A 20,944-nucleotide genomic window follows, 5' to 3' on the forward strand; every position below is an offset into this window, starting at 1 on the left:
AGTGCCGGGGAACACTCGGGGCCGAGTCATGTCATTGCCTACCCGCAGGCGAGGGGATCAGGGCTGCGTCGGGTCGAAGTCGTGATCGACGGTCACATGTCCCAGGGAGTCCGCTGCCGAGTCCACCGAACCGTGCAGGCTCGAGTCGCTGAACAGGCTCGAATCGGTCTCGCCCTGACCGAAGACGTCCGAGTCGACGCTCGACCAGCCGGAGCCGTTCGCAGAAGCCGAGGAATCGAACGAGCTGGAGTGATCGAACGATCCCGATGCCGCGGAGGAAAGGCTGCCGCCTGCGTCTGCCAGTCCCTCGACACCCGACTGCAGGCCACCGGTGAGGCCGCCCGCGGCCTGGCCACCGAGGTCGGCAGCGGAATCAAACCCGCCGCCCGCGGAAGCCGCAGCGTCCGCACCAGCATCCAAACCCGCACCCACGGTGGACGCGAAGTCGCCTCCGATCGAGGCACCGGTGTCCAGTCCTGCGCCTACGTTGGACGCGATCTCGCCGCCCACCGAGGTTCCGGCGTCGACTACTCCGCCCGCGGCACCTTCGAGGCCACCGGCAACCGAGCCTGCAGCTCCCGCGGCACCTTCGAGGCCCGCACCTGCGGACGCCGCTGCATCGATTCCGCCGCTCACCGCACCGGTGACGGCTCCTTCGAGTCCGGCACCGGCCGAGGCCGCAGCATCCACGCCGCCTGCGACTCCGCCTGCCACTCCGCCCGCGATACCGCCGCCGAGGCTGCCGAGTCCGGCCAGGCCGCCGGTCAGACCCGCACCTGCATCACCCACTCCGGCCAGACCACCGGCCACACCTGCACCGACGTTCCCGACGCCGGCCAAGCCACCGGCCAGATCGCCACCGACGTTCCCGACGCCTGCCAGGCCACCGGCCAGATCGCCACCGACGTTCCCGACGCCGGCCAAGCCACCGGCCAGATCGGCACCGACGTTTCCGACGCCGGCCAAGCCACCGGCCAGATCGCCACCGACGTTCCCGACGCCGGCCAGACCACCGGCCAGATCGCCACCGACGTTCCCGACGCCGGCCAGACCACCGGTCAGATCGGCACCGACGTTTCCGAGGCCTGCGAGTCCTCCCGTGAGGCCCGCGCCCAGTCCGCCGAGTCCGGCCAGGCCGCCCGACAGGTCTGCGCCGAGTCCGCCGACTCCGGCGAGTGCTCCTTCGACGGTTCCCGAGAGGTCTGCTCCGGCGGCAACTGCTGCGTCGATCGCTCCGACGAGTCCTGCGCTGACGTCGGCTCCGGCTCCGAGTGCGGCTCCGAGGTCGAGTGCTGCGCTGGTGTCGAGTACCGATTCGAGGGCGGTGCCGAGCTGGGCTCCGGCTGCTCCGCCGACGCCGAATGCCGTTCCGAGGATTCCTTCGAGGCCGCCGGCAACTCCGCCTTCGAGGCCGCCGACAAGTCCGCCGCCGATGTTTGCGCCTGCTCCGATCGTGCCGTCGAGTGCAGCGTCGAGTGCGGCGGTGAGGCTGCCGACTGCGCTGGTGTCGAGATCGAGTGCGGTTCCCAGTGCGCCGCCGACAACTGCGCCGAGGTTGCCGCCCGCGGCCAGCAGGGCGTCGACATCGAGGTCTGCGAGGGCACCTGCGTCGAGGACTGCTCCGAGCGCGGATCCGATGGATCCTGCGATGGCACCGTCTGCGGCGAAGAGACCGCCCAGGCTCGCGCCGACTCCGCCTGCGAGGTCGCCGACCAGTGCGCCGCCTGCGCCGAGCGCTCCGTCCAATGCGGCACCGATGTCGGTGGTCAGATCTGCTCCGATGGTTCCCAGCCCACCGAGTGCGCCGCCGATTCCCGCGGTCAGAGCGGCACCGAGGTCGCCGGCGATGTCCAGTCCGGCTCCGGCACCGAGTGCGGCGTCGAAGACTCCTCCGAGGGCAGCGCCGAGCTCTGCGCCGATGGTTCCGCCGACTCCGAAGACCGCACCGAGTGCGCCGGCCAGGCCGCCCTGGATGTCGGCCAGTGCGCCGAGATCGACGGCACCGGTCGCGCCGATGGCGGCGTCGAGTGCTGCCTGCAGCTGTGCGGCGATGTCTCCGCCGATCTCACCGCCGATGCCTGCGCCTGCTCCGATCAGTCCGGTCAGTGCCGCGCCGAGTCCGACGGTTCCGCCGAGCAGACCGTCGAGGTCCAGATCCACGCCGCCGCCGAGCCCGCCGCCGATACCTGCGCCTGCACCGATCAGAGCGTCGAGTGCGCCGCCGAAGGCAGTGCCGAGCTCGAGACCGATCTGGCCTCCGACTGCCAACGCTGCAGCGAGTGCTGCCTGCAGGGAAGCAGCGATCTCACCGATGACGTCGATTCCGCCGGTCAGGCTGCCGCCCGCTGCGAGTCCGCCGCCTGCGACTGCGCCTGCTGCCAATCCGAGTCCGGCGGACAGTCCGCCACCGAGGCTCGCGCCTCCGGCGAGTGCGCCATCGAGTCCCGCCGACCCGCCTGCACCCAGGATGGCCGAGAGCTGGCTGCCCGCACCGGCGAACAGTCCCGACTCCGCGACCAGAGGTGCGACCGCGACGATGTCGGCGTGAGTGACGTCGCCGAGTCCCGCGGCGGCCAGCGTTGTCTCGGGATTGGCGCAGTAGGCGGCTGCGGCCTGGTCGTCGCGCAGCAGGCTGAGGATGAAATCGAGTACGGCGTTGGTAGCCATCGTGGGTCTCCTTGACGAGGGGTGCTTCGTGGTTGATCACAAAGCTATGCACCGCAGAGCCCCCGCCCAACGGGGCCGATCCCCCTACTCCCCCGGGGGTTGCCAGGGGACTTCGATTAGGGGATCTCGGCGCTTTAGGGGATTTCACTCGTTTCACGCTCTAACCTGCTGTGAGACGTAACGAATAGGTAGCTTCTGCCGACAGTGCGAGTAACGGCAGTACTACCGACGGCAGGGCGAGACGAAGGCGGCGACACGACGATGAACGCAGGGCTCGGCATACGTATCGGTTCGGTGACGGCGGCGGCCGCACTGGACACCGATCCCGTCACCTCGGTGGTCAAGCGTTCGGCACTCGACCTCCGCCCGGGCGAAGCCCCGCGTCTGGCAGAGCTGTGGGACCGGTCCACTCGGAATCTGATCAGCGGCTTCGCCGACCGGGTCGGCGATCCGGTGGAACTGATCGACGACGACGGCCGCAGCCATCACGCCGAGGACCTGTACGCCACCGCTGCTCGCGCGCTCGTCGCCGAGGCCTCCGCCGGAACCGAGTCCGCTCCTACCGTCGTCGTCACTCACCCCACTCGCTGGACCGCGTACACCGCGGAGGTTCTCGGTGACGCGCTGGACCGCGCGGGGCTCACCGACGTCACGCTGGTCCCGGAGTCCGTCGCAACGATGCGCTGGCTCGAAGTCACCCGAGGAACGCAGTCCGATGGCCTGGCCGTGGTCTACGACCTCGGTGCGACCGCACTCGACGTCACTCTGATGCGCACCGGCTCCGAGGCAGGCACCGTCGGCTCCGGGGTTCACTCGCAGGAGTACGGCGGAGCGCAGTTCGATCACGCGATCATGCAGTACGTGCTCGACACCGTCTCGGGCAGCCAGTCCTTCGAATTCGATCCCTTCGATCCCGATACCGTCGGCGCGCTGGTGGAACTGCGGGCACGCTGCGGTGAAGCGAAGGAACAACTCTCCTACGACACCTCGACGTCCCTGACGGTCGACCTGCCGGGCCTGCACACCGAGGTTCGCCTGGTGCGCTCCGAGCTCGAAGAACTGGTGCGCGCATCTCTGCTCGGGTCGATCGGGGTGGTACGCGACGCCGTCACGGCCGCCGGCCTCGACGTCACCGACATCGACCAGGTGGTCCTCGTCGGTGGCAGCTCGGCCATACCACTGGTCGCCGAGCTGATGTCGTCCGAACTGCGTGCACCCGTGGTCGCCGGACCGCGTCCCGAACTGACCGTCGCAATCGGTGCCGCGATTCTCGGCAGCGACATCGCCGACGCCACCTCCTCCGACGACGCCGCAGCCTTGGCCGCGGCGCCCACCACGGCAGTGGCGTCCGCTGCGGCGGCCGCGCCGATGCCTCGCCCCACCCCCCGGCCGGCACCGACGCCAACCGCCGTCGAATCCGACGCAGGGATGTCCGGTCGCAAGAAGGCCGGCGTCGTGGCCGGATCCGTTCTCGTCCTCGCCCTTCTGGCCGGCGGAGGCCTGTCGGTGGGAACGGCGTTGACCTCCGACAACACCACTCCGGCCGAATCGAACGCGGAAACGTCGATCTCGAGCACCGAGACGCCGGGCACCACCGCAGCGGTGGCGGATGCCGCCACGACGACGGCGGCCACCGGCGAGAACGGTGTCGCCGCAACCGGATCCGAGAGCGCACCGACCACGGTGGTCAACGCCGACGGCACGGTCACGCAGATCGACCCCGCCACCGGCGCTCCGGTCGCGGGGGCGCCTGCTGCAGCCCCCGCCGACAACGGCGCGGCCACGGTTCCGACTGTCCCGTCCGTCGCTGCTCCGACCGTTCCCAGCTACCAGCCGCCTGCCGTGCAGGTTCCGCAGGCACCGAGCGTGCAGGTTCCCAGTTATCAGGGCCCCACCCTCGGCGATGTCGGACAGGGCGTCGGTAACGGGCTCGGCGGAGTGGTCGGCGGTGTCGGCGACGGGCTCGGCGGTGTCGTCGGCGGCGTCGGTGACGGGCTCGGCGGAGCCCTCGGCGGCTTGACCGGCCGATAGGTCGATCGTGACCAGTACGCGTTCCGGACTCGTCGGCGTCGAGCGTGCCGATCGTTTCGTCCGTGATGCTCTCGCCGCCAACGGATTTCATGTCGTCGTCGGAGTGAACGGCTCCGGCCGATCCGCGGTTCTCGAGTCCGTTGCGGCGTCGACGGACGTGTACGCGGGCACCATCGCCGACGCTCCGTCCGGCTCGACGATTCTCGTCGATGATGCGCACCTGCTGTCCGAACAGCGTCTCGACGAGATCGCAGCGGCTGCAACGCGATCCGATATCACTCTGATCGTCGCCACCGCGCCGCGCAGTTTCGATTCACGCATCGAGAAGCTGATCGCGTCCGCCGGTTCCAATCGATTGACACTGGTTCCGCTGGACAAGGTGGCCATTGCGGCCAGGGCAGCAGCAACCGTCCGGCCGATCTCGGCGTCGCTCGCCGCTGCCGTCGCGAAGGCGACCGGCGGAGTTCTCGCCGCTGTCGACGCGGCCCTCGGTGCGCTCGGCGGGGACCGTTCCGATCCGGCTCCGCTTCGCGTGGTCGCCGAATCGATTGCCGAACAACACCGTCGGATGCTGATCGAGACCACCGACGACACACGGGCACTGCTGCTCGCAGCTCGGTTCGGCGTCACACCGGACCCGGCATCGGCCGCGCAGATCGTGCCGCGTGCGACCGATGTCGAGTCGATCGTCGATCTGGCCTGCAGCTCCGGCATGCTCGACACCACGGGCACGTTGATTCCGTCCGCCGAGGCCCCACTGATCGAGATGATCGGAGACGGGCGCTGCCGCGTCCTGCTCTCGTCGATCACCGAGGTCGCCACCCGATCCCGCCTGCTCGACGCCACCGCGGCCCGTGCGTTGGCGGAGCGCGGCGTCGTTCATGCCGGGCTCGCCGATTACCTTGTTCAGCAGGCGGATTCGGCTCCCGTCGATGCCGCCGGTGCCCTGTACAGCGCGGCAGTCGAGGCAGGGTTCGATTCGATGATGCTGGCTGCGAGACGGTCCGAGGTCGCGGCGGCCACCGGGAATCTGGACGAGGCGGCGAAATTCGCCGATGCGATTCTCGACGGCGCCGCGGGGTGCGATGCGGCGGATCTGCGGACCGCGGTGCGAGTGTCGGCGTCGATTGCGGCACAACGCGGAATGTCCTCGCGCAGTGCGCAGTTGTTCGCGTGGCTCGGCGAGGACCGACTCGGACCCGACGCCGTGTGGGCTGCCCTGTCCGCCGCGGCAGCCGGTGATCGCAGCGCCGCCGACCGTTCCATGGCTGCCGTGTCCGCTCTCGCGCCGACGTCGAGTACCGCGTCGGGCAGCCTGCTCGTCACCGGAGTGATCGGGTCGATCGATTCGCGAAACGCAGCGGCGTCGAGTGCGAGTGCGAATGCACTGATGCGGGCAATGACATTGACGGGCAATGCATCCGATCGCTCGTGCACACCGGATACCGCCGCCGCCGTGTCGGCCTTGCACGCGGTGCACTGCGGCGATCTGCCCCGGGTGGATTCCATCGTGACGCGGGCACTCGGCGAACATCGTCCTGGTTCCGAGGCGCACACCAGGCTGAGCCTCGTCGGGGCCTGGGCGTCGATGCTGCGGGGAGAGACCGCCGATGCCGGTGCCGCGATCGAGGCACTGCGGATTCCGGTGTCGCACGTGCGCAATCAGTTGTTCCTGCACGCGATTCGGGTGGGTCTGGCTCGTAGGTCCGGTGACTCGGGGTCACTCATCACGGCATGGACCCAGGCGCAGAGCGTGATCGCCGAGTACTCCACAGACCTGTTCGCGCTGCTGCCCCTGGGCGAGTTGCTACTGGCCGCAACACGACTCGGCCAGGTGGACCGCGTCGACCATCTGGTGTCGCAGGCAACCGATCTGCTCGCAGCGCTCGGCGATCCGCCCGTCTGGGCGTCGGCGCTGCACTGGTACCAGGTTCAGGCGGCCATCGTGGCCCAGACTCCCGACGCGTTGGTGCCGCACGCCAAGGCCCTGGCCGCTGCCGCTCCGACTCACCCGTACAGCGCCGCTCTCGCCGCTGCCGGTCGCGCATGGCTCGGGGTGTTGCAGGGCAGACCCGACGCAACCGAGGTGGAGACCTCCGCGCGCACCCTCACCGCCTTCGGGCTGCCATGGGACGGAGCCCGACTGGCGAGCGAGGCCGCCCTGACCGTCACCGATACTGCGACGGCGACGTCGCTGCTGCACATCGCCAGGTCGTTGCGCCAACCCAGCTCGACCGGGCGCGACAACCCGCGGTCGACGCCGCAGCCGACGGGCTCGCTGAGCGAACGCGAGGCCGAGGTCGCCGAACTGCTCGTCCTCGGAGTCACATATCGCGAGGTCGGCAGCCGGCTCTACATCTCCCCGAAGACCGTCGAGCATCATGTGGCCCGCATCCGGCGCAGGCTCGGTGCCCAGTCGCGATCGGAGCTGATCTCGATGCTGCGCGCCATGGGCTACGGGGCCTCGACCAGCGTGGGCGTCGACCCTGTAACTGTGCGGGGACCGGGAGCGACATAACGACCGAGCACCACTCCCCGAGTCGAGAACAGGTAGCAGCACCATGACCGAGCAGCCCGGCAGTGCGAGTGTCGGCGCACCGGATGTCGGCCTCTACCTGGACGACGAGCGCGCCGTCGCCGCCGTGTCCCATCCGATCGCGCCCGGACCCTCGCTGCACCTGGCGTCACTGCACGAGACCGTGCTCAACACTCATCCCGACGGCACCGTCTCGCTCGGAGATGCGACCGACGACGAGTCCGAGGCCTACACACATTTTCTCGACACCCTCGCCGACGGCGTGGGTGTCAGCGGCAGCAAGGGCACTGTTCTGCCTGCCGAGCAGCTGACGTCGATGGCCCTGCTGTGCCTTCTCACCGAGGTCGCGTCGTCGATCGATCTGCAGCCGCGTGATCTGGCGGCGGCCGCGACCTACCCTGCCCGCTGGACGGCCGAGCAGGTGTTCGCTCTGCGTTCGGCGATGAACGCACACGGCCTCGCCCACGTCTCGCTGGTGCCCGAGGCCGAGGCGCTCGCCGCGTGGAACGCGTCGGTCCTGCAGACCCTGCAGAAGAAGGACTCCGCCGTCGCCGCCGCCCGCGGTGCTGCGATTCTGGCTGCTCGATTCCCCGTCGATGCCGTCACCGAGCGGTTCGCGGTGATCTCCCCGACCGGATCCGACCGTCGCCCACTCTTCGCTGCGGCGGCGTTCGCTGCTGCGTTGACCGTCGGTGCCGCACTCGTCGCGCTGCAACTCGGTACGTCCACCGATACCGCGGTCCCCACCATCGACAATGCCCAGGTGGTGCCGCCGACATCCTCGATCGGCTCCGGGTCGGGTGGCCCGACCGACTTCCCCACCGTCGTTCTCGAGCCTGCCGCCGAAATCGCTCCCGTCGTTCCGCTGCCCGCGACCACCACGTTCGCGGAGGAGACGACTCCGACCGAAACCTCCGACCTCCCGCGGAGCGAGCCGACCGAGACCGAGATCTCGACACGCCCGGCGAACGAGGCACCCGAGGACACCACCCCCGAAAAGCCTCCGATCTTCGTCGAACCGGTCGAGCCGGAACTGCCGGTCGAGGAGCCGACCGACCCGCCCACCGAGACTCCCGAATCCGGCCAGGACACCGAGCAGACTGCATCCGAGCAGGTTCCGGCGGCCCGCGGCGGCACACCCTCCGACCGGGAGCCGAACAACCGATCGACAGGGGACACTCGATGAGCGGTACCGGTCACCTCGGAATCACCGTGGGCAACACCAGGTCCGTCGCGGCCTACCGCGCATCGGTGGAGGACGAACCGACGATCGTCGTCCTGCCGACGACCCTGCGCTTCGACGAGGACGGCCGCGCCCACCTCGGTGAATCGGCCGACACGGCCCCGTTCACCCGGTTCGTCGATCTGGTCGGTCAGCAGGAGGATCTCGAGCCCGACGCCGACGCCTACCGCGCCGAGGACCTGATGGCCAACGCCGCCAACTGCCTCGTGACGATGGTGTCGGCGAAGGACGGCGTGGTCGGCGACATGCCCGTCACGACCATGACGTACCCGATGCGGTGGACCCGGGCCGCCGTCGCCCTGCTGCGCGACGCCCTCGATCACACCGGCCTCGCCGACGTTGCCCTGGTGCCCGACGCCAAAGCCTCGAGCGCGTTCGCGCAGCCGAGCTCTTCGGCTGCGGTCACGGTGGTCGACATCGGAGCCACCGGCACCGACATCTCCACCTATCCCGGGGGTGGGACCGTCCGTGTCTCCGGCGTCGGCGGAGACGCCTTCACCGACGCACTCTTCGATCACGTGGTGACCGATCGCGAGCACATCGACCTGTCCGACGCGGCAGTCCTGGCTGCCCTTGCCGGCGTCGTCGCCTCGTGCGAGGCGGCCAAGCAGACCCTGAGCACGGCCGAGACCGCCACGATCTGCGTCGAACTTCCCGGTGTCTCGCAGTCCACGACGGTGACACGAGCCGAGTTCGCGGACCTCGTCGCGCCGTTGCTCCACCGGCTCGACGTACCGGGGACCGGCACCGTGATACTCACCGGCGCCAGCGCCGCACTCCCGTCGGTCGCGACGCACCTCGGTGAACGCTCGTCGGGCCGAGTCCTCGTCGAGCCGCTCGCTGCGACCCGCGGCGCACTGGTACTCGCCGAGGTCGAGGACGTCGACGGCAACTCCCTGGTGACCGGTGCCGCGCCGATCGTCACCCGCAACGACGGCACGGAGTCCCTCGACACCGACGCCATCCCGGTCGTCGCGCCGGAACCGTCGCTCGCCTTCTCCGAGGCCATTCCCGCGGTCGCTCCGGTGTTCGACCATTCGGAATTTCGATCCGAGCCGATCGTTCCGGTCGACGAGAAAGCCGCGACAACCGGTTACGTTCCCGCCACCCCGGTTGTCGACGCATCGGCAGGGGCGAAGAAGGAACGCAGCGAGCGCTCCCGAACGATCGCCACCATCGTGGCCGGCGCAGCGGCAGGCGTGATCATCGTGCTCGCGATCGCGGCAGTGAGCGGAGTGTTCGGCTCCGGCCCCGCCGCGACGCCTCCGACCGTCACCGATGCCGGCTCGCCGATCGTCACCTCGACTCGCACGCCGTCGACCACCACCTCGAGCCCCGTCGAGCCCGTCGTCGTTCCGGAAGTGATCGACGAGCCGACGTACGAGCCGTACGTCCCGCCCGCGCCTGCTCCCCAGCCTGCCCCGCCGCCTGCGCCGGTACCCGCGCCGACGACGGTGGTCCCCACCACGACACCGGTGGTCACCACGACACCGGTGACGACAACCCCGGTCACCACCACGACCACGACCACCACCACGACCTCGGCTCCGGTGACGACCACGACCGACCCGGTCCCCAACCCCTGACCTGCACGAACACTGATTTTGCGCCCGATGCCCTAGGGTGGGTCGCTGATGCCAAGCACCCGATGAAGGGATTTCATGCGTAACACCGGGGCGCTGCGTGCCGCAGTGCTGTGTTCGACGGCTTTCGTTCTTCTCGCTTCGTTCTCCGGGACGGCAGCAGCGGACCCCGTCGTCCAGTCACCCGCCGATCAGCTTCCCCGCGAGCTCGTCGAGGCCGTGCAGCGAGATCTGAAGATCTCCCCGCAGGAGTACCTCGATCGTGCCGCCCGTGCGCAGGAACTGTCCGCATACGCATCGGACTTCCGGGCCAGCCGTCCCGCCGACTTCGCCGGTGCCTGGATCGGGCCCGACGGCAATGCCGTCGTCGCCGTCACCTCGCCTGCTGCGGCACAGGCCGTCGCCAAGGACGGATACGCCACCGCGCAGTCGCCCGTGTCGGCAGACGGACTCGAGAAGTCGCTGGCCGATCTCAACAGTTGGATCGCGGGCCTCCCCCGCGAGATCTCGGAGCAGATCAACGGCACCGCCATCGACTTCATCGACAATCAGATCGTCATCGACCTCGTGAACAGCCCGATCGGCAGCGCACTGAATCTGCCGACGCTGCTGGCGAACATCAAGGTCATTCTCTCTCCCGGCGGAAACAAGCCGGTCGACCCGACTCCGATGGGCGGCGACACCTACGTCACCACCTCCGGACCCATCGCCGACGCTCCGGCCACCGACATCAGCATCTGCTCGTTCGGCTTCAACGCCGTCGACCCCTCCGGTGCCGCCGTCAATCTCAGCGCAGGCCACTGCAATCCCGACAAGGCCACCGGATCCGGCGGCGCACCGGTCTATCTTCCCGATCCGGCCGATATTGCACGCAGCACGCAGATCGGGTCGTTCGATCGGTCGAGTCTGGGCGCGGAGGACGGCCTCGACTGGTCGGTCATCGCGTTGAACGACACCGGCATCGCGTCGGGACTCGACCGCCCCACTGTCCGTGGCGCGAACGGCAGCACCGTCACCGTCACCGGAACGGCATCACCGGTCATCGGCGCACCGGTCTGCAAGTCCGGGCAGTCGTCCTCGTTCACCTGTGGAGTGGTTGCGGCCGATCGCGTCGAGACGCAGCTCTACATGGAGGACGGCACGTCCCGCACCGTGCGCGGATTCGCCAGCACCGCATGCACTCTCGCAGGAGACAGCGGTGGAGCCATCGTGACCGGGACACTCGCCCTCGGCATCACCAGCGGATCCAACAGCGGCGGCGCACCCGACTGCAACGAGGCGAACCTCGCGCTCGCGCAGTACGGCGGCACCGCCAGCCTGGGCATTCCCATCGATCAGGTCACGCGCGCAACCGGAGCCACGCTGCGAACCGACTGAGTCGGGTACTTCGGGAGCCCTCCACCGCCTATAGTCGTACTCCAGGGTGAACGGCATCACATCACGAGATGCCCGGGGGAGAGGTTTCTATGCGTCGCCGAGCTTTCCGGCTGTCGTTCGTCGCGGTTCCGATTCTGGCGACGATGGCGGTGTTCGCACCGACCGCGAGCGCAGAACCACCATTGCCTCCCGCGCTGGCCGACGCCGTGGCCCGTGACCTCGGCCTGACTCCGCAACAATTCCTCGATCGGGCCGACGCGGCACGTCGACTGGCCGACTTCACCGATACGGTCGGTTCCGACGGGGTCGCGAGCGCGTGGCTGGACGCCGACGGACGCCCCGTCGTCGCGGTGGCGGACGGACCTACCCGCGCCGACGTGGCAGATGCCGCGTCCGCCAACGGCTTCGAGATCGATGCCTCGCCCCTCGTGATCCCGCAGGCCATGTTCGATGCCGTCCGGCCGTTGTGGGACCTACTCCCCTTCGATCCGTCACCGACGGCAGGCCCGATCCGTGCGAGTTCGTATCTCGGCGGCGACAGCTTTCTCGCGGGCACACCGGCCGGCCTCGGACAACGTTGCTCGCTCGGGTTCAATGCCGTCGACCCGACGCGCGGATCGGTGAACATCACTGCAGGCCACTGCAATCCGAGCACCACCGATACCGGCTCCGCAGCACTGACGGGCGCGTACCCGATGTACGGCAGTCTCGTGGGCTCGAAATTCGGAACGTTCTACCGAACGAGCCAGTCGCGCAACGACTACGCCTTGATCGACATCGACGACGCAAACGTCGCCGAATTCGAGAGCAACGCAGTGCGAGTCCCCGGAGCGGACCCGCTGCATGTCACCGGCACGGTCGACCCGATCGTGGGCGCGCCGGTCTGCAAGTCCGGATCCAGAACCGGATTCAGTTGCGGCACAATTCTTTCCACCGGTCTGCAGGTGGCACTGGGAGACAACGTCCTGGACCGCAGTTTCTCCACCTCGATCTGCGCGCTACGCGGCGACAGCGGCGGCCCCGTCGTCAGCGGCACCCTCGCCGTCGGCATCGCCAATGCGTCGAACGTGGGAGACCAGCCCTCCTGCGAGATCGCGACCGTCGTCAGCATGCTGCAGGGTCAGCGACCCGAGCTGTTCGCCACCCCCATCAACGACGTACTCGCAGAGAACCCCGGTCTGACCATCCGCACCTCGTAGGCGTCCACTCGGACAAACACACCCGCGCTCCGTATGATCCGACGAGTCCATCGCTGCGAGGCGCATTGTCGCGCTCGAACAGTGCACCCGTTCGACTGCTGAGGCGGAACCTTCCATGACCGAACTGCTGTCCGTCGGATTCACACTCTTCGGCTACGCCTACACCATCGTCGTCGAGGCCATTTCGCTCGCCACCATCCACGGAGCCTGACGGATTCGAAAGAAACAGGGCCCGCACTCTCGGTGAGAGTGCGGGCCCTGCTCGGCGTATGAGCTGAAGGCTACTTGGCCCAGACCGTGGTGCCCGGTGCCGCGTTCAGCGTGTTGATCAAGTCGATACCGGCAACGACGAGAGTGGGTCCGCCGGCGATGATCGTGCCCGCGATGCCGCCCACCGTTGCACCGAGCGGTACCGACGCCAAGCCAACGGGTCCGCCCAGGAAACCGAGTCCACCGACAACAGCACCGATGGCTGTACCCGTGAAGCCACCGATCGCGGTCGCGATACCGAGCTGCGACGAGAAGTTCTGCTGCGCCTTGAGGTTCTCCTCGGGCGAGGCGACGGTCGTCGCGCCGATGCTGCGCGAGTTGGCCGATGCCTTCGTGAAGTCGAGGTTCGGAACCAGACGCAGGGTCTTGCCGTTGTCGTCGACGTTCTGCTCGTACGGGAAGTTGAGTCCGCCGAGGTTGAACGAGAGCGGAAGCGTCACGAGGGTGTTGTCGGCGGCGTCGAGGACGTCGACCGTCTTGCCGTCGTCGGCGACCTTGAAGACGCCTGCATCGATGGTGGTGACGATCGTGCGATCTTCGAGGTCGACGGTGTAGTTGGTGTCACCGGGGGCTGTTTCCTCGGCGGGCTGCGCGTACGCGGTTCCGCTGGCCAGGCCCATCGCGACTGCGACGAGGGCCGATGTGACGGCCAGTTTGCGAAGTTTCATGTGGAGTTCAGTTCCGTTTCTGTGCAGTGGGTGCTTGGCAGTTCCGCTAAGCAACCGTCAAACGCAAAGTCACCCCGATGACGCGTCTGAGACTTGTGGTGCGCTCGAAATTGTAGCGTACAAATCGGACCGATCGTTGTCCTTCTGAAACCGCCCCGACCTCCACCACTTGTTCACTGTCACAGTCGGATTCGCCGCCCGCGCGGTATCGGCATACGTCGACTCCATCGAAGTCGCTGCAATCTGTCGTAGCCCCCGAGACTGGAGCGCAACCAGTACTCGGCGTCGGTTTCCGCCGGATACCGATACGGCGACTCCCCGCCAAGTAAGGACTGCCTTTGCGAGAACACCTCGACGGCCTACGCATACGGTGATCTGCGAGACAACCTACTGACGAGTTCAGCCCACCCGTCGGACGGCCTCATTTCAGCACCCACCAGCATCGCTTCACCCGGCGATGCTAAGTTACCCATCAGTACAGCGGAATTACTACTGGCGAGTAACATAGACCGGAATCCAGCTCGACGGGCTGAACCCGCGGTAGCCCTCCAGCTGCCACCTTTAGCGAAAGGCCGCGACATGAACGCCCTGACGATCACGTTGGGCACAGTCGGTGCTCTGCTCAGCCTCGTGTGTTGGTACGTCTTCATTCGCGGGGGCCTGCGGATGTTCAACATCGTGCGACTGGGCCAGCCGGCACCCGACCGCTGGCGACCGATAGTCCCTCGCTTCAAGCAGATGGTCGTCGAGTTCCTGGCTCACACCAAGATGGTCAAGTTCCGCACCGTCGGCTGGGCGCACTGGCTGGTCATGATCGGCTTCATGCTCGGTGCCATCGTCTGGTTCGAGGCCTACGGCCAGACGTTCAACCCCGAGTTCCACTGGCCCATCGTCGGTGACACCGCGGCCTACCACCTCATCGACGAGCTGCTCGGACTCGGCACCGTCATCGGCATCACCACGCTGATCATCATTCGCCAGCTCAACCACCCGCGTAAGCCCGAGCGCCAGTCGCGCTTCGCCGGCTCCGGGTTCAAGGCCGCCTACTTCGTCGAGGCCGTCGTGCTCATCGAGGGCCTGGGCATGGTGTTCGTCAAGGCGGGCAAGATCGCCACCTACGGACACTCGAACCCCTACACCGACTTCTTCACGATGCGCCTGGCCGAGCTCCTGCCGGCCAACTCGAACATGGTCTCGGTGTTCGCCTTCATCAAGCTGATGTCCGGCATGATCTGGCTCTACATCGTCGGCTCGCGCATCAACTGGGGTATCGCGTGGCACCGCTTCACCGCGTTCCCCAACATCTACTTCAAGCGCATGGACGACGGCACCGTCGCACTCGGCCCGGCCAAGCCGATGATGTCCGGCGGCAAGGTCCTCGAGATGGAAGAGGCCGACCCCGACGTCGACGCGTTCGGCGCAGGCAAGATCGAGGACTTCAGCTGGAAGGGCTGGCTCGACTTCACCACGTGCACCGAGTGCGGCCGCTGCCAGTCGCAGTGCCCCGCCTGGAACACCGGCAAGCCCCTCTCCCCCAAGCTGCTGATCATGTCGCTGCGCGACCACAGCCACGCCAAGGCCCCGTACCTGCTGGCCGGCGGCAAGAAGGACATGGCGGGCGACGAGGTCGGACTCGTCGACGCCGAGGGCAACGTCGACCAGAAGGCGCTCGACGCCATCCCGCAGAACGCTCGTGACGAAGCCGATCGCAAGCTCGTCGCCGACGCCATCGAGGGCGGCATCATCGATCCCGAGGTGCTGTGGAGCTGCACCACCTGCGGTGCGTGCGTCGAGCAGTGCCCGGTGGACATCGAGCACGTCGACCACATCATCGACATGCGCCGCTACCAGGTGCTGATCGAATCGGAGTTCCCGTCCGAGCTCGCAGGTCTGTTCAAGAACCTCGAGAACAAGGGCAACCCGTGGGGCCAGAACTCCAAGGACCGGCTCAACTGGATCAACGAGATGGACTTCGACATCCCGGTCTTCGGCCAGGACGCCGATTCGTTCCAGGACTACGAGTACCTCTTCTGGGTCGGCTGCGCCGGTGCCTACGAGGACCGCGCGAAGAAGACCACCAAGGCCGTCGCCGAACTGCTCGCCACTGCAGGCGTGAAGTTCCTGGTGCTCGGTGCCGACGAGACCTGCACCGGTGACTCCGCTCGCCGCGCGGGCAACGAATTCCTGTTCCAGCAGCTCGCCATGCAGAACATCGAGACGCTGAACAACGTCTTCGAGGGTGTCGAGCAGAACAAGCGCAAGATCGTCGTCACCTGCGCCCACTGCTTCAACGCACTCGGCAACGAGTACCCGCAGGTCGGCGGCGACTACGAGGTGGTCCACCACACCCAGCTGCTCAACCGACTCGTGCGGCAGAAGAAGCTGATCCCGGTGGCCTCGGTCAGCCAGGACATCACCTACCACGACCCGTGCTACCTGGGCCGTCACAACAAGGTGTACGACGCCCCGCGTGAGCTCATGGCCGCATCGGGCTCCAACCTCAAGGAAATGCCGCGTCACGGTGAGCGGTCCATGTGCTGTGGTGCCGGTGGCGCACGCATGTGGATGGAAGAGAACATCGGCAAGCGCATCAACATCGACCGGGTCGACGAGGCACTGGCGACCAACCCCAAGAAGATCGCCACGGGTTGCCCGTTCTGCCGCGTCATGCTCACCGACGGTGTCACCGCACGTCAGGAAGGCGGCGCACACGAGGGCGTCGAGGTCGTCGACGTCGCACAGTTGATGCTCGAGTCGATCACCCGCGTCGAGTCCTCCGTGCTGGCCGAGAACATCAAGGTCATCCCCCGCGAGCGCACTCCTCAGGAGGAGCTGGCAACGGAGAATGCCGCCGAGGTCGAAGAGGCCGAGCGGATCGCACCCGTCGAGGAACCGGCCGAGGCGAAGTCCGCTCCGGCAGCTCCGGCTCCCAAGGCCGGCGGACTGAAGATGAAGGGTCTGGCCAAGGCTCCGGGAGCCAAGGCACCCGGTTCCGCTGCACCGGCCGACAGTGCCGACGCAGAACCCGCCGCCAAGCCCAAGGGTCTCGGCATGGCCGGCGGCAAGGCACCCGGCGGTAAGGGCCTGCAGATGAAGGGCAAAGCACCCGGCGCGAAGGCCGCTGCACCTGCACCTGCCGAGACTCCCGCGGCGGCCGAAGCACCTGCCACCGCAGAGACCTCGGAGTCGACTCCGTCGGTCAAGCCCAAGGGTCTGGCCGTGAAGTCGGGCTTCAAGAAGCCGGGTGCCAAGGCACCGGGTAAGCCCGCCGAAGCCCCTACTGCCGAGTCCACGGCGTCGGAGGCACCCGCCACCGAGGCTGCAACCGAATCCAAGCCGACCGTCCAGCCCAAGGGTCTGGCCGTGAAGTCCGGATTCAAGAAGCCGGGCGCCAAGGCACCGGGTAAGCCTGCTGCCGAAGCTCCTGCTGCTGAGGCTCCCGAGGCCGAGGCTCCTGCTGCAGCGGCTCCTGCTGCCCAGGCTCCTACCGCCGAGGCGACGGCGTCGGAGGCACCCGCCACCGAGGCCGCAACCGAATCCAAGCCGACCGTCCAGCCCAAGGGCCTGGCCGTGAAGTCCGGATTCAAGAAGCCGGGCGCACGCACGCCCGGTGCGGCCGCCGCGACACCCGCTGAGCCGAAGACTGCAGAGCCCGAGAAGGCCGAGCCGACCGAGGAAGCCGCTGCACCCGAGGCCCCGAAGTCCGAGGCACCGGCAGCCGAGGCACCGAAGGCCGAGGCGTCGGACGCAGCAGGTGAATCCGACGATCGCACTCCGCCCAAGCCGAAGGCCGGTGGACTCGGATTCGCTCCGGGGGCAAAGGTTCCGGGGCGCCGGAAGTAACCTCACACCCTTTTCACCGACTGCGCGCCCTTGCTCACCTCAGAGCAGGGGCGCGCAGTCGTCAGTAGGGGTGTGAGGTCCACTCCTACGAGTTATCCACAGGCACACCGGTTATCCACAATCTGCCGAGTGGGGGGTTGTCGAAAGCGATTGCGCCCGAGAGCATTCGTTCATGACCCGCATCGTCTCGCGATCCGACGCACTCTCCCGCGGCATTTCCGACGCAGAGTTGCAGCGCTACTGCCGAACGCGAGCGTGGCGTCGACTCCGTCCAGGACGGTTCGTCAGCAGAGACGAATTCGACGCACTGCCCAGGGAAGACAAGCATCGGGTCATCGCCGAGGCGGTGTTCGACGCGACCATTGCTCCCGATGCCGTGGTCAGCCATGTGAGCGCAGCGATATTCCATGGTCTCGACGTGTGGAATGCCGACCTGAGCCGGGTGCACATCACCCGCAATCGTGCCCGGGGCGGCGGTCGTAGCAGTGCCGTTCGAGCAGTGCACACCTCGCCGTACACCGACGAAGAGATCGTCGACCTCGGCGGTGTGCGTGTCACCGGTCCGGCGCGCACGGTTGCCGATTGCGCTCGTACGCTTCCGTTCGAGACGGCCGTCTGCATCGCGGACTTCGCTGCGAGAACCCGCGGGCTCACCTCCGAAGATGTTGTCGCAGCGCTGGATTCATGTCCGAACCATCCAGGCAACCGGATGGCGCGTCGAGTCGCGGAATTCATGGACGGCCGGTCCGAGAGTGTCGGGGAGTCACGTGCCCGAGTAGTGCTGCATCAGCTGGGCTACACACCGCAGCTGCAGGTGCAGATCACGGACTCCCGCGGTTTCGTCGGGCGCGCGGATTTCGATCTGCCCGACCTCGAGACCGTTGTCGAATTCGACGGCAAGGTGAAGTACGGACGCTACGTGCCCGAAGGGAAGTCTGCGGCCGATGTGTTGTGGGACGAGAAGCGTCGCGAGGATCGCATTCGCGCAACCGGCCGCCAGGTGGTGCGCATCGCCTGGTCGGATCTCGATCACCCCGAGCTCGTCGATCGGATGATCCGCGACGCTGCCGACAGAGCCGCACGAGGCAACGTAGGCGACCGAGCGACCCCTCTATCGACCGCGCGCCCCTCGTCGCGTCGAAACACGGGCGCGCACCCTGCACAAGCGGTGTGAGGTCGCCGAGCACCCCCCTCAAAAGTGCCCGAATCGGACACCGTGAGTATGGTCGGACCCGAAGGCGTACCGACAAGTAGGGAGCAGGCATGACCGACGACGCGGACAAGCTCTTTCGCCGCTACGACGAGTGGTGGACGGCGTTGACCCCCGACGACCGAGCGCACGTCGAGCAGTGTTGCGAGTCCGGCCGCACCGATGAGCGCCTCTGTGCCCTCATCCTCGAGAACGACGGCCCGTCGAAGGCAGCGTTCGAGGTGGGCAGCAGGTTGTCCGAGGGCAACAGCAAGTACTGCGCCATCCCCAGCGCGCTCCTCGAATTTCTGGAAGCGAAGCGCGCGCACCCACCACTCAGCTAGAGGGGCGCCACAACTGCAGCTCCGGGATTCCGGGCGGCGTGAAGCCCATCACCTGGCCGTAGAAGGACAGTTCTGATTCCCGCGCGTTCACCTGCGTTTCCAGTTTGCGGAATCCGTGCGACTCGCCCACATAGGCCAGGTAGGCGTGCGGAATTCCCTTGTTCACCATGGCATCTCGGAACCGCTCGGCCTGCGACGGCGGCACGATCGGATCGTCGAGCCCCTGCAACAACAGCACCGGGCAAGACAATCCGTCGACGTTGTTGACCGGCGCGCGGGTGCGGTACAGGTCGATGGCCTCGGGCAGAGGTCCGATGAGCCCGTCGATGTAGCGGGACTCGAAGTCGTGGGTCTCGGCGACGAAAAGCTCCAGCTCGGCGACGCCGAAGTACGATGCACCGCAGGCGAACACGTCGGAAGATGTCAGCGCGGCCAACACCGTCCAACCCCCTGCGGACCCGCCTTCGATGGCCAACCGGCGTGGGTCGGCGAGCCCGCTGTCGGCCAGACCCTGCACCGCGGCGATGGTGTCTTCGACGTCGACCACTCCCCACTGCCCGCGCAGCCGGTTGCGGTATTCGCGGCCGTATCCACTCGACCCGCCGTAGTTCACATCGACGACGCCGATGCCGCGGCTGGTGAAGTACGCGAACAACGGGTTCAGAGCGGGGGCGACGTGCGCTGTCGGGCCGCCGTGAACGAACGCGACGTACGGCGGCAGTTCACCGTCCAAGCCCTCGTACGACGGGTTGCGCGGCGCGTAGGTGATGGCGTGCACCTCACGGTTGGGCCCCTGGAATGTCACCTGACGTCCCTCGGGCAGGTATGCGCTGTCGGGTACGGATTCGAAACCCGAACGTACCGAGGTCAATTCGCCGGATTCCAGGTCGAGGGCGAACAACCCCGCTGCCACCCTGGCTCCACCGCACTTGAGGAGCACCGTCGACCCGGCGCGCCCACCGAGCCCCACCGAGGTCACACCGTCGAGCGTGATGTCCTCCAGTGCCCCGGACGCAGGATCGAACACCGCCAACGTGTCGGTGCCGACGGTGCGCACGGTGAGCAGCTTCCCGTCGTCCAGCACCGAATACCAGCTCGACCCCAACCGCCACAGCGGAGCACCGAAGTCGCCGTCGAGCGTCACCAGCGGAGTCACCGAACCGTCGAGCGTGACCGAATACAGGTTCCACCAACCACTTCGATCGCTGATGACGTACAGCGATTCGTCGTCGATCCATTCCGGCTGCATCACCGATTCCTCGGTGGAACCGAGCAGCACCGTCCAGGACGACGGATCGGCCAGCGAAGCCACGCGCAATTCTGTTCCGTCCCAGGGCATCTGCGGGTGGTTCCAGGCGATCCAGGCAATGCGGGTGCCGTCGGGCGAGAGTCTCGGGAACGCAAGGAAGTCCGAGCCCGCCACCAGCGAACGCACCCCACCGCCGCCGAGATCGATGGCCACGATGTCTCGTGACACCGCGCCTGCGTCGTGCATCTCACGAACTGCGATCACGTCGGTGCCGACCACCGAGAGATCGCCGTACCGGATGGCCGACGCCACAGCAGGTTTCGGAGTCAGCGGTACCGGTGCCCCGCCGGGGGTGAGTCGGTAGACGCGTTGATCGGAGAACTCGGCGAACACCATGTCTCCGTCTGCCGTCGCGGTCCAGGCTCCCCCGCCGTATTCGTGGACGCGGGTGCGGGCGTTGAACGGTGCGGGCAGAATGGGCTGCACTTCGCCGTCGACATAGCGGCAGATGGCCGTCCTGCCCTGCTCGGCGGGCCGCAGTTCCGACCACCAGATCTCGCTGCCGACGAAGCAACCACCCTCGACGGGGTGGCCCGCCGAGGACAGATCTGCTGCGGTGATGGGCGAGGGCCAGGATCCGAAGGCGAGTGCGGTCACCCCGACCACCCTAGTGAACTGACGCGCACGTAACGCAGTGTTCACCGGCTCTTCAACCGTGACCCGGATGATGGGAGGCAAGTAATAC

The 20,944-nt window shown here is 67.5% G+C and carries 12 protein-coding genes; 9 read left to right on the plus strand and 3 right to left on the minus strand.

Annotated elements, in window-relative coordinates:
* Positions 1-57 precede the first annotated feature (57 nt).
* Positions 58-2,667 carry an IniB N-terminal domain-containing protein gene (locus CH273_RS02385; protein ID WP_032396079.1) on the minus strand — a complete coding sequence of 870 codons (2,610 nt, stop codon included), beginning with the start codon at positions 2,665-2,667 and terminating at the stop codon, positions 58-60.
* 261 nt (positions 2,668-2,928) lie between these two features.
* Between CH273_RS02385 and CH273_RS02390 the strand changes: the two genes are divergently transcribed.
* The 6 genes from CH273_RS02390 (at position 2,929) to CH273_RS02415 (ending at position 12,636) form a co-directional block, all read left to right on the plus strand.
* Entirely contained in the window at positions 2,929-4,698 is a 1,770-nt protein-coding gene (locus CH273_RS02390; protein ID WP_032396080.1) for an Hsp70 family protein, read from the plus strand.
* Positions 4,699-4,705: 7 nt separating this feature from the next.
* The gene (locus tag CH273_RS02395; RefSeq protein WP_052049699.1) at positions 4,706-7,216 is read left to right on the plus strand and encodes a helix-turn-helix transcriptional regulator; all 2,511 of its coding nucleotides are present in this window, start codon (positions 4,706-4,708) and stop codon (positions 7,214-7,216) included.
* Positions 7,217-7,259: 43 nt separating this feature from the next.
* Entirely contained in the window at positions 7,260-8,420 is a 1,161-nt protein-coding gene (locus tag CH273_RS02400) for a hypothetical protein (protein ID WP_052049701.1), read from the plus strand.
* On the plus strand, positions 8,417-10,063 hold the full coding sequence (locus tag CH273_RS02405; RefSeq protein ID WP_032396081.1) for an Hsp70 family protein: 1,647 nt from the start codon (positions 8,417-8,419) through the stop codon (positions 10,061-10,063). Before CH273_RS02400 ends, CH273_RS02405 begins: the two co-directional genes overlap by 4 nt.
* Positions 10,064-10,138: 75 nt before the next feature.
* Positions 10,139-11,437, plus strand: coding sequence for a S1 family peptidase (locus tag CH273_RS02410; protein ID WP_032396082.1), 1,299 nt, complete (start codon positions 10,139-10,141; stop codon positions 11,435-11,437).
* An 89-nt stretch (positions 11,438-11,526) separates the two neighbouring features.
* Entirely contained in the window at positions 11,527-12,636 is a 1,110-nt protein-coding gene (locus CH273_RS02415; RefSeq protein ID WP_052049704.1) for a S1 family peptidase, read from the plus strand.
* A 281-nt stretch (positions 12,637-12,917) separates the two neighbouring features.
* Here CH273_RS02415 and CH273_RS02420 read toward each other — a convergent pair whose 3' ends face one another.
* The gene (locus tag CH273_RS02420) at positions 12,918-13,574 is read right to left on the minus strand and encodes a hypothetical protein (protein ID WP_032396083.1); all 657 of its coding nucleotides are present in this window, start codon (positions 13,572-13,574) and stop codon (positions 12,918-12,920) included.
* Between the two features lie 579 nt (positions 13,575-14,153).
* On the opposite strand from CH273_RS02420, the gene CH273_RS02425 reads away from it, so the two are divergent.
* The 3 genes from CH273_RS02425 to CH273_RS02435 all read left to right on the plus strand — a co-directional run bounded on the left by CH273_RS02425 (position 14,154) and on the right by CH273_RS02435 (position 18,950).
* Complete coding sequence (locus CH273_RS02425) at positions 14,154-17,417, plus strand: (Fe-S)-binding protein (RefSeq protein WP_032396084.1); 3,264 nt, start codon at positions 14,154-14,156, stop codon at positions 17,415-17,417.
* A gap of 172 nt (positions 17,418-17,589) precedes the next feature.
* Positions 17,590-18,591 (plus strand): type IV toxin-antitoxin system AbiEi family antitoxin domain-containing protein, encoded by a 1,002-nt coding sequence (locus CH273_RS02430; RefSeq protein ID WP_230596852.1) that lies wholly within the window; start codon positions 17,590-17,592, stop codon positions 18,589-18,591.
* An 89-nt stretch (positions 18,592-18,680) separates the two neighbouring features.
* The gene (locus CH273_RS02435) at positions 18,681-18,950 is read left to right on the plus strand and encodes a hypothetical protein (protein WP_032396085.1); all 270 of its coding nucleotides are present in this window, start codon (positions 18,681-18,683) and stop codon (positions 18,948-18,950) included.
* Here CH273_RS02435 and CH273_RS02440 read toward each other — a convergent pair.
* A complete protein-coding gene (locus CH273_RS02440) occupies positions 18,943-20,856 on the minus strand; it encodes a dipeptidyl-peptidase 5 (RefSeq protein ID WP_032396366.1) in 1,914 nt (637 codons plus the stop codon). The two genes, CH273_RS02435 and CH273_RS02440, sit on opposite strands and share 8 nt — an antisense overlap.
* Positions 20,857-20,944: the final 88 nt, after the last annotated feature.

The organism is Rhodococcus sp. 05-339-2, from assembly GCF_002258965.1.
In the GTDB taxonomy this organism is placed as follows: Bacteria; Actinomycetota; Actinomycetes; order Mycobacteriales; family Mycobacteriaceae; genus Rhodococcoides.

Excerpts from the sequence above, each read along its gene's own strand:
- CH273_RS02385 (WP_032396079.1), bottom strand. The coding sequence starts at position 2,667 with ATGGCTACCAACGCCGTACTCGATTTCATCCTCAGCCTGCTGCGCGAC.
- CH273_RS02390 (WP_032396080.1), top strand. The coding sequence starts at position 2,929 with ATGAACGCAGGGCTCGGCATACGTATCGGTTCGGTGACGGCGGCGGCC.
- CH273_RS02400 (WP_052049701.1), top strand. The coding sequence starts at position 7,260 with ATGACCGAGCAGCCCGGCAGTGCGAGTGTCGGCGCACCGGATGTCGGC.
- CH273_RS02405 (WP_032396081.1), top strand. The coding sequence starts at position 8,417 with ATGAGCGGTACCGGTCACCTCGGAATCACCGTGGGCAACACCAGGTCC.
- CH273_RS02410 (WP_032396082.1), top strand. The coding sequence starts at position 10,139 with ATGCGTAACACCGGGGCGCTGCGTGCCGCAGTGCTGTGTTCGACGGCT.
- CH273_RS02415 (WP_052049704.1), top strand. The coding sequence starts at position 11,527 with ATGCGTCGCCGAGCTTTCCGGCTGTCGTTCGTCGCGGTTCCGATTCTG.
- CH273_RS02420 (WP_032396083.1), bottom strand. The coding sequence starts at position 13,574 with ATGAAACTTCGCAAACTGGCCGTCACATCGGCCCTCGTCGCAGTCGCG.
- CH273_RS02425 (WP_032396084.1), top strand. The coding sequence starts at position 14,154 with ATGAACGCCCTGACGATCACGTTGGGCACAGTCGGTGCTCTGCTCAGC.
- CH273_RS02430 (WP_230596852.1), top strand. The coding sequence starts at position 17,590 with ATGACCCGCATCGTCTCGCGATCCGACGCACTCTCCCGCGGCATTTCC.
- CH273_RS02435 (WP_032396085.1), top strand. The coding sequence starts at position 18,681 with ATGACCGACGACGCGGACAAGCTCTTTCGCCGCTACGACGAGTGGTGG.